A 10,807-nucleotide genomic window follows, 5' to 3' on the forward strand; every position below is an offset into this window, starting at 1 on the left:
CCCGCTCGGTTTAGTGGAAGCTGAGTAAGTCGGCAATATCCTGCAATGCTTCCTCAGTCAGCTCCCGATCATCAAAGTCACTGACGGTCTTCTCCGTATCGGTTTTGCTGAGGCAGTGTTCCGACAGTTTCAGGAGATAATACCGGCAGCTTTCGGACAGCCGTTCGATCGTATCTTGCCGGAAGCGCTCCGTTTCATAGGAAATGCTGACGGTCATCCGGCCTTTTGCCGCAATCGCGCTGATTTCAAGTGACTGCTCCCGTTTCCATGTATCTGTCACATCATCTCCGCCTCCCAAAGGAGAAAACTGAAACGCGTCAGGCTGTTCCGTTTCTGCCGGATTCCCGCCGGGCGCATCGAATTGTCCGAGATAATTAAAGCTGATCTCCGGTGCTTTCCCGAAAGTCATCCCGGCAAGCTCCGGCGGTGTCAAATATTTGAGGACGCCGTATCCGTTCCCTTTATCCGGAATGCGCCGCAATGTGTCTTTGACGGTTTTCAATGTGCGAATTTCATATTCTTCATGAGGTTCATAAACTCCGCTCCGTAAAAGCACCGGGTAAATGGAAGTGAACCACCCCACCGTCCTGCTGATGTCCGCACCTGCCTGCTCCGATTGGCGTCCGTGTCCTTCAAGGGCGATTTTCAACGCGTGCCGCGGCGACCACTTTTGAACGGCAAGCACGGCGGAAGCCAAAAGCACATCTTGCGTATCCGTATTGTAGGCGCTGTGCACATCTTTCAACAGGGCGTCCGTTTCACTTTCTGTCAGAGTGAAGGATACCGTGTTCCGTTTTTTTGCAGGAGTTTGAGATAAATCTGCCTGCTCGTAAGGAAGACTTTCTGTTTCATAGTGTTCAATCTCCCGCCAATACTCCGCCTGCTGAAGAAGCTGTCTGCTTTCGGCATAATCGGCCAGCTGCTCCGTATATGTTTTGAATGACATGGTTTTCGGAGGGAGTTTGATTTCCTGTCCAGAGACGGCCTGCTCATAAGCAGAAGCCAAGTCTTCCAATAAAATCCGCCATGATATCCCGTCGACAGCGAGATGATGGACCGTCAGAAACAAGTAATCTTCTGCTTCAGAGCGGAACAGCCCCGCCTGTACAAGCGGCCCGTTCTCCAAATCCATGTTTCTCTGAAGCTCTGCGACGCGGCGTTTTACAAAACGTTCCTTCTCATGCTCATCGCCTTCCGTTTCTAAAATGGTCAGGCTGTAAAGCTGCTCATCTGCGAGGTCAGCCGGTCTGTTGAAGAGGAGAAGACCTTTCTCTTCGTCTTTTTTGCAGACAAGGCGCAAGGCATCATGATGAACGGTAATGGCTTTTAACGTTTTCCTCAGGGCCTCTTCATCTATTGAATTTGTTCTCGTCAGCATGACGGACTGGTTAAAATGGTTTGCTTCCTTCATGTCTTGTGTGAAGAACCATTTGTGAACCGGCGACCACTTCACTTCTCCTTCTGCAGGAGCTTGGCTGACCGGCTGCCGCTCTGTACGGACATAAGGCGCCAGCTCTCTAATTGTCGGCCGGCTGAAAATATCTTTTACGGCGATCTGTTTTCCTGCCTGATGTAATCGGGCTGATACTTGCAGGGCTTTGATGGAATCGCCGCCCAGTTCAAAAAATGATTGATCCGCGGCAATATTTTCAGTCCCGAGCACTTCGCTCCAAATCGCGGAAAGCTCTTTTTCCATGTCGCTTTCAGGCTCGGTAAATGCCCGTCCGGTGTGCGCTTTTTTCTGCGGCTCAGGAAGCGCGCGGCGGTCAAGCTTCCCGTTCGGTGTGACAGGCAGGGCTTCAAGTGTTTCAAAGAACGCCGGCACCATATAAGCGGGCATTTCATTTCTGAGCGCCTGCTGCACGGTTTCACTTTCCGTTCCTTCTTCTGTCACGATATAAGCGCATAGTTCCGTTTGGCCTGCTGATGCGGGCAGAGCGGTGACGACTGCTTCTTTGACACCTTTTATGCCTGTTAAGGCGGATTCAATTTCTTTCAGTTCCACCCGGTAGCCTCTGATTTTGACTTGCTCGTCCATTCGGCCGATATATTGCAGCGTGCCGTCCGGCAGCCATTTTGCCAGGTCGCCCGTGCGGTACATGCGCCGGTTCTTCCGGAACGGGTCTTGGACAAAGGATTGGGCCGTTTGCTTAGGAAGATTGCGGTATCCTCTTGCAAGGCCGGAACCCGAGATGCAAAGTTCTCCCGTTACACCGATCGGCTGCGGGTGATCTCCGTTTAAAATATAAACGTGTGAATGCTCAATCGGACGGCCGATCGTGATGTTCTCACTTTGTTCTATATGTCTTGCCGCTGTAGTGGCGACGCTGTTTTCCGTCGGGCCGTACTCATTGGCAAGCTCAGTGTGTGGACAAACTGATAAACTGCGGCTGATAACGTTTTGGTCGACGGCTTCTCCCGCTAATGTGACAATCCGGAGAGACTCGGCATCACCCGGCTCCAGTACGTCAAGCAGTGTGCGATACAGCACGGGAACAATGATCATGTGAGTGATGCGGTAAGATGCAAGATAGTGTTTAATAGCAAGAATATCTTTCACTTCATCTTCAGCTAAAACGGCCGCTTTCGCACCGGAAATCAGCGGTGTGAACATGCTTGTTACAAACCCGTCAAAGGAAAATGAAAAGAGCTGAAGAATCGTATCTTTCTCATTCAGATCATAAAATCCGCTCCGCCATTGAAGGGTTTGGCTGACGGAACGATGTTCGACCATAACCCCTTTCGGCTTGCCTGTCGTCCCGGACGTGTAAATGATGTAAGCCAAATCTTCCGGTGCTGATAATGACTGAACCGGTGATGCGTCTTGTTCTTGGATATCCTCCAGTGCGAGCACTTCACCTTTAAAATGATCAGGCACTTGATCTATTGCGCCGTGTACGGTAAGGAGAAGCGCTGTGCCGCTGTCTGAGATGATATATTGCTTGCGTTCCTCCGGATATTCAGGGTCTATCGGGACGTAGGCGCCCCCGGCTTTCCAAACCCCGAAGACTGCCGCGACTTGTTCCGGTGATCTTGGTATCACAATGCCGACGGCGGCATCCGGTCCGATCTGCCGTTTTTGCAGAGCTCTGGCGATTTTATTCGACCATTCATCTAATTCTTTATATGTGATTAAAGTTTCCCCGCTGATAAGGGCTGCCGCATCCGGTGTTTTTCGCGCCTGGGTGATGAACAGTTCATGAACTGTTTTTTCAGGCAGCTGTTGATCCGCCATGCCGTTAAAGTCCGAAAGAATCCGGTTCCGTTCCGGAGCAGTCAGCATGCTGATCGCTTGTATAGAAGTTTCCGGTTCACGGACAATGTGTTCAAGCATCGTCATAAAGTGGGAAGCCCAGCGCTGCATCGTTTCTTTCCGGAATAATGACGCCGCATATTCAAACAGAAAATGAATCTGTCCCCCGCCTTCAGAAGCCTGCAAAGTGACATCAAATTTGGAAACCGGACGGGACACGTCCGCATTCTGAATATGCAAACCGTCCAACAGCAGTTCCTCATGCTCCATATTCTGAACGACAAGCATGGCGTCAAACAGCGGATTGCGGCTTGTGTCCCGCTGTACGCCGAGCCGTTCCACAAGCTCTTCAAACGGATAGTCCTGATGCTCATACGCCTCAAGCGCCGCCTGGCGGACTTCCGCCAAGTAATCGGTGAACCGTTTGTCTCCTTTCGGCTCCGTTCTGATGGCGAGCGTGTTGACGAACATGCCGAGAATCGGTTCAAGGTCTTTGTGCGGACGCCCGGCAATCGGCGAGCCGACGATGATGTCTTCCTGCCCGCTTAGGCGCGCGAGTAACGTATTGTACGCGGCGAGAAGCACCATATACAAAGTGGAGCCGTGATCCCGGGCGATGCGGTGAAGGCCGGATGCCGTTTCGGCGTCAAGCGTGCACGATACATTGCCGCCCGCAAAGCTTCTGACAGCCGGACGGGGCTTGTCAGCCGGAAGCTCAAGCACCGGAAGCTCGCCTTCAAGCCGCTTCAGCCAGTAGGCTTCCTGCTTCTGGTACCCTTCTTTCTCCTGAAACGACCGCTGCCAGACGGCATAGTCTTTATATTGAAGGCGCATCGGCGCAAGCGAACGGCCTGCGTACAGCTCGCCGAATTCTTTAATCAAGGTGTTGACGGACACACCGTCAGAAATAATATGATGCATATCCGTTAATAAAAGATGACGTTCATCCGATTCTTTCACGAGGGCCGCACGGAAGAGCGGCGCTTCCTCCAGACAAAACGGCCGGACGAATGCGTCAGCTGACTCGGCCTCATCCAGCTGAAACGGTACGCTGTCATGGATGCGCTGCACCGGTTCGCCGTCAGGCCCCGTTTCAAAGGACGTTCTGAGCGACTCATGCCGCTCCACAAGCTGCCGGAACGTCTCCTCCAGCCGGCCGCGGTCAAGCGGGCCCGTCAGTTCCAGCACAGCCGGCATATTGTAGCCGACACCGCCGTCTTCAAGCTGCTGGAGCACATACATCCGTTTCTGCGCCGAAGACACCGGGTAGGTGTCCTGAGTTTGCGCAGGCTGAATCGCTTCATACGGGCTCTCTTCCAAGTCCTGAATAACCGAAGCGAGCTCTTCCACCGTCGGCCGGGCGAAGATGTCCTGTAACGGCACCTGAACACCGAACTCTTTGGCGATGCGGGAGACAAGAGCTGTCGCTTTTAACGAATGGCCGCCCCGCTCAAAAAAGTGATCCCGGATGCCGACGGGGCCGTTTTTCAGCACCTCTTCCCAAAGGGCGCAAAGCTTCATTTCCGTGACGTTCCGCGGGGCGGTGTACGCCTGTCTGTCTGCCGCTCCGCCGGGAGCCGGCAGCGCGCGGCGGTCAAGCTTTCCGCTCGGCGTGACCGGCCATTCGCTCATCTCTATGAACTGAGCCGGCATCATGTAGGCCGGAAGGCGTGTCGCAAGCTCCGCCCGCACGTCATCGCTTTCCCGTCCTTCGATATAGGCGTAAAGCGCGGTATCTCCGTGTTCGGTCCGGGCGGTGACCGCCGCCTCACGAATGCCGTCGATGCGCCGGATCGCCGCTTCGATTTCCCCCGGTTCAATCCGGTAGCCGCGGACTTTCACCTGTCCGTCTGAACGTCCGAGCCATTCAACAAGGCCGTCTTCTGTCCAGCGTGCGATATCTCCCGTCTGATACATGCGTTCTCCCGGATAAAACGGATCATCGAGAAAACGCTCCTCCGTCAGCTCAGGCCGGTTCAGATAGCCGCGGGCCACCCCTGTCCCCGCGATGTACAGCTCTCCGATACAGCCCGGCGGCAGAAGCTGTTTCTTTTGATTTAAAATATACAGCCGCATGTTATGTCCGGAAATGCCGATCGGAACATTGTGAAATTCTTTTCCTTGCGGCAAATCAAAGTACGCCGCTTCTACTGTCGCTTCCGTCGGACCGTAGGAATTTGTCAATTCCGTTCCCGGCAGAAGGTCATAAAAACGGGAAGCCAGGTGCGGGCCCAATTGTTCGCCGCCGGCAAAAACCCTTTTTAAGCAGGTCTTTTTGATCGGCTGTTTTCTGGAATTTATATATTCCAAGAAAGCATGAAGCATGGATGGCACAAAATGGGCCGCCGTTATGCGGTTATTCTCCAATGCGTTCAGTATCATTTCAGGGTCTTTCTCGCCGCCTTGCGGAAGGAGGAAAACAGAAGCTCCCGCGATCGGCCACCAAAACAGCTCCCAAATCGAAGCGTCGAAAGAATATGATGTTTTATGCAAAATGATGTCAGAATCACTTAATCCATAACGCGTTTGCAGTGAGTATAAAAAGTTTACGGCTGACCGATGTTCAACCTGCACGCCTTTTGGGCGTCCCGTAGAACCGGATGTATAGATGATATAAGCCAATGAATCAGGTTTTACCGGAACGTTAGGGTTGGCCGCAGCTTCCGGGTTTCCTGTTTGTCCGCTTTTCAGAGAGATCATTTCTCCCTCAAAAAGATCTGCGGCCAAAAGTTCTGGTTCTGCCAGTAAGAATCTCACGCCGCTGTCTTTCAGTAAAAAACGAATCCGCTCTTTGGGGTAATCCGGATCAATCGGCAGATATGCACCGCCTGCTTTTAAGACAGCGTAAATGCCGATCAGCATGTCAGGAGAACGCCGGCCCATAATGGCAGTTTTATCCTCCAGCCTTATCCCCCGCTTGATCAGCTGATGCGCAAGCTCGTTTGCCCTTTCGTTCAGTTCCTGATACGTAATCGAAATGTCATCAGTTAAAATCGCCGGACGGTCCGGCGTTTTTTCCGCCTGCTGTTCCAGCAGATCATGAAGAGGCTGATGAAGCGGAAACGCTGTTTTCTGCAAGGGGCTGAAATCTTGAAGCAGAGACGCTTCTTCTTTTTCTGTCAAAACAGAAATATCGTCTAAATCCAAGCCCGGATCAGCCGCGGCGTTTTCGGCAAGTGTCGTAAAAAATCCCGCCCATTTTTGAATCGTTTTTCTCTTAAACAAATCGGTGCTGTATTCAAACTGGCAGTACAATTCACCGGCGTTTTCAGAGATGTACAGCGATAAGTCAAATTTAGAAATCGGCAGGCTGACGTCTGCAGGCTGCAGTTCAAGTCCGGCTGCCCTAAGCTTCTGCTGTTCCATATTTTGCAGCGCAAATGTTGTGTCAAACAGCGGATTTCGGGACATGTCCCGCGGCACACCGAGCTTATCGACGAGCTCTTCTAACGGGTAATCCTGATGTTCGTAAGCCTCAAGCGCTGTTTGGCGAATTTCCTTTAAATATTCTTTGAATGTCATGCTTCCGTCGGGACGCGTCCTGAAAGCAAGCGTATTGACAAACATGCCCAGAACGGCGTCAAGGTCGGCATGAGGCCTTCCTGCAATCGGAGACCCGACGATCATATCTTCCTGTCCGCTTAAACGGGCTAACAGAACCGTGTACACACCAAGCAGCGTCATATACAGTGTGCATTTGTTTTCTTTCGCCAGCTTTTTCAACTGTGCTGTATGTTTTTCGCTGATGACAAATGACACCCGGTCTCCGGAAAAGCTCCGCACCGGGGGACGCGGCTTATCAGCCGGCAATTCAAGCACGGGAATCTCACCGGCAAGCCGGTTCAGCCAGTACTCCTCTTGTTTCCGATATGCGGCGCCCGCCATAAATGATTGCTGCCAGACGGCATAATCTTTGTATTGAATCCGTAACGGCGGCAGACTTCTCTCAGCATACAGCTCACTGAATTCACGTATCAAAAGATTGACGGATACGCCGTCTGAAATAATATGATGCATGTCAGCTAAAAGCAGATGCCGGTCTATTTCTATTTGGACAAATCCCGCCCGGAAAAGGGGCGCTTTGCCGAGATCGAACGGCCGGATAAACGCTTCGGCTGATTGTTCTTTTGTAAATGCAAACGGCACTTCGTCATGAATCCTCTGCACGGGCAGGCCGTTTTTTTCTTCAAAGGACGTTCTGAGCGGTTCATGCCGCCGGATCAATTCCTTGAACACGGCTTCCATCCTGTCTCGGTCAAACGGCCCCTTCACCTCTAAAACGGCTGGAATGTTATAGCTGACACCGCCATTTTCAAGCTGGTGAAGGACGTACATCCGTTTTTGGGCGGATGAGACAGGATATGTTTCTTTCGTTTCTGTCTTTTCTATGGATGCGAACGGGTTCTCTTCTGCTTCACTGATGATTTTGGCGAGTTCTTCTACAGTCGGATGGCTGAAGACATCGCTCAGCGGGATTTGCACACTGCACTCTTTAGCTATTTTTGCAACGAGTGCCGTCGCCTTTAATGAATGGCCGCCAAGCTCGAAAAAGTGATCGTGAACGCCGATCGGGCCGGTTTGAAGCACTTCTTCCCATATACGGGTAAGCTTCAGCTCGGTCACATTCCGAGGAGCTGTATATCGACGGCCCGCTGCGTACGCCGAAGCTTCTGGAAGGGCCCGCTGATCGACTTTTCCGTTCGCAGTGAGCGGAATCGAGTCAACGAAAGCCCATTTGACCGGAATCATATAATCAGGCAGCTCTTTAGCCAAATCTCTTCGCAGCTGAGAAGGATCAGTCGCTTGTGAGACGCTGCAGTAAGCGCATAATTCATTTTCGCCCGACTCATTCGTTTGAATCAGAACGGCAGCTTCTTTCACGGCATGATGATTTGCCAGGACGGTTTCAATTTCCTTCGGTTCAATCCGGTACCCTCTGATCTTCACTTGATCATCTGTCCGGCCGATGTATTCAATTTGGCCGTCCGCACGCAGTCTTGCCAAATCTCCGGTCCGGTACATGACGGCGTCTGTTCTGAACGGATCAGGCAAAAATTTCTCTTCGGTCAGCGCCGGATTGTTCACATAGCCTCTTCCTGTATTCGCTCCGGAAATATACAATTCTCCCGCAATTCCGAGAGGCTGAAGCTGCCTGTTTTTGCTGAGAATATACATCTTGTTATGATGGATCGGTTTCCCGATCGGCGGATGTTCAGGTATGTCATCTCCCGCAGAAATCGTATACGTTGAAACCACATGAGTTTCTGACGGGCCGTAATGATTATGCAGATGCATACCGTGTAAACGGAGCGTCTGCCTGAACAAACGCGAAACGGTCAGCTGCTCCCCGGCCGTAATGACATGCTTCACACAGCGGGGAAAAGACTGTGCATAACCTTCTTCATTGAAAAGCATCTTGACAAACGCAGTCGGGAAAAACACAACTTCCGTGTTGTGCTGATCAATAAACGAAAACAGCTGAGAAACATCCCGTTTGATTGATTCCGGCACGATACAAAGGGTGCCGCCGCTCAAGAGTACTGAAAATAACTCCTGATAGCAGACGTCAAACGCCAAAGATGCGTACTGCAGCACATTTGTGCAAAAATCAATGTCTGTGTTCGTCAATTGGTGAGAAAGCAGGTTGGCCATATTTTTATGTTCGAGCAGCACACCCTTCGGTTTCCCTGTCGTACCGGATGTATAAATCATATAAAGGAGGTCGTCCGCCGTATTAATGGATTGCACATTGCTTCCGTCCGCTTCCGTCCCGGCGTCTTCTATGTATGTAACTTGCAGCGCTTGTTCCGCGGGGACTGACTGATGCCGCTCTGTTACAACATGGACGCAGCCGCTGTTTTCAATAACATATCGGATACGCTCCTTTGGACTGCCCGGATCTATCGGGACAAAGGCGCCGCCCGCTTTTAAAATACCGAGAACGGCCGCCGCTAAAGAAGGGGAACGGCCGAGCATGACGCCTACCGGCTCCTCCCGCTTTAAACCGCGTTTTTTCAGCAGGCGTGCCAGCTTATTAGCCGATTCGTTCAGCTCTTTGTACGTCACTGACTCACCTTCATACCGAATCGCGATTTGATCCGGTGTTTTTGCGGCCTGCCGTTCAAACATTGCATGAACCGTGGCATATTCAGGCTTTTCGGTCTCTTCAGAAATCGGCGCAAGCAGCTGCGCTTTTTCCCCTGGAGTGATGATTTCAAGCTTGTCCGGCGTGATGTCCGGTTTGTCGAGAACTTGGGAGACGATGTGTGCCAAATGGCCTTTGATATTTTCGATAAATTGGCGGTCATACACGCTTGAATCGTATCTCATTTTTAAATGAATCTCGTCACCCGGCGCCACCATCAGGTAAAAACTGTAATTGGTTTCGTCTTCCATGCTGAAATCATGGATGTGAAAAAGGTCTTTCGTGTCCCCCTTGCTGTTCAGCACATCAAGCTCCTGTTCAATCGGATAATTCTCAAAGACAAGAATGTGGTCAATTAAGCCTTGTTTTACCTGTGAATTCGCCTGTATGTCATAAAGCGGATGATAGCTGTAAGCCTGTCCTTTCAAAGCGTCCTTTTGCACGTTTTTGATCAGCTTTTGAAACGGGATGTCCGCCCTGCTGATCCGGACAGGCACGGTATTAATGAACAGGCCGATCATTCGCTCGATGCCTTCGATTTCAGACGGCCTTCCGGAAATGACAGAACCAAAAACCGCATCTTCTGTCTGGTTATACGCCTGAAGCAAAATGCCCCAGAGCGTGTGGAAAATGGTGCTCAGCGTGACCTCTTCTTTCACGGCCAGCTCTTTCAGCTTAGCAGTGTCCTCTTTTGAAAAGGAAAACGTCACTTCCTCTTGTCTGCTTTTACCGGCTTTTTTCTGCTTCGGCAGTACAGTCTGCTGTTCAAAGCCTTCAAGATACCGCTCCCAGTACGAAGCGGCTTTTTCTTTATCTTGCTCCATCAGCCACTTGATGTAGGTCCCGTACGGCACAGCGGGCTCAAGCGTTAATGGTGTCCGGCGGAGCCGTGAGGCGTATATCTGGAAGAACTCTTTCAGCACGATTCCGAGACACCAGCCATCCATAATGATGTGATGGAAACTCCATATGCACGTATATTCACATTCTCCGGTTTGAAGCAGCGTCACCCGCATCAGCATGTCTTTTTGCAGATGAAACCCTTTCTCACGGTCTCTTCGTTTGGCTTCTTCGATATACTTGATTTGATCAGCCTTATTTAAATTAGTGAGATTTTCCTCAATAATGCTGACGTTCCGCTCTTTTAATACGACCTGCTGCGGCACTGACACGTTCTGGCTGATAAAGATCGTTCTGAAAATATCATGTCTTTCAAAAAGGGCATGAACGCTCTCTTCAAACACGCGGGTGTCAACCTTCCCCGTTATTGAAAAGGAGGCCTGCTCGGCGTAAGCCTGTGATTCCTTTTGCAGGAGGGAATGAAAAAGCATTCCTTCCTGCATATAAGACAGCGGATAAATATCCTGAATTGCATTCTTTTTTGTCATGTTATAATCTCCCCGTCGCCT

Annotated in this window: 1 protein-coding gene; it reads right to left on the bottom strand. The window is 51.1% G+C overall.

Annotated elements, in window-relative coordinates:
- Nucleotides 1–10: 10 nt before the first annotated feature.
- Nucleotides 11–10,786, bottom strand: a complete 10,776-nt coding sequence (locus RUW00_RS03410; RefSeq protein WP_315956492.1) for a non-ribosomal peptide synthetase — start codon at nucleotides 10,784–10,786, stop codon at nucleotides 11–13.
- Nucleotides 10,787–10,807 lie beyond the last annotated feature (21 nt).

The organism is Bacillus sp. IS1, from assembly GCF_032461585.1.
In the GTDB taxonomy this organism is placed as follows: Bacteria; Bacillota; Bacilli; order Bacillales; family Bacillaceae; genus Bacillus; species Bacillus velezensis.

Bases quoted from the DNA above. Each gene is read 5' to 3' on its own strand.
- RUW00_RS03410 (WP_315956492.1), bottom strand. From the start codon at position 10,786: ATGACAAAAAAGAATGCAATTCAGGATATTTATCCGCTGTCTTATATG.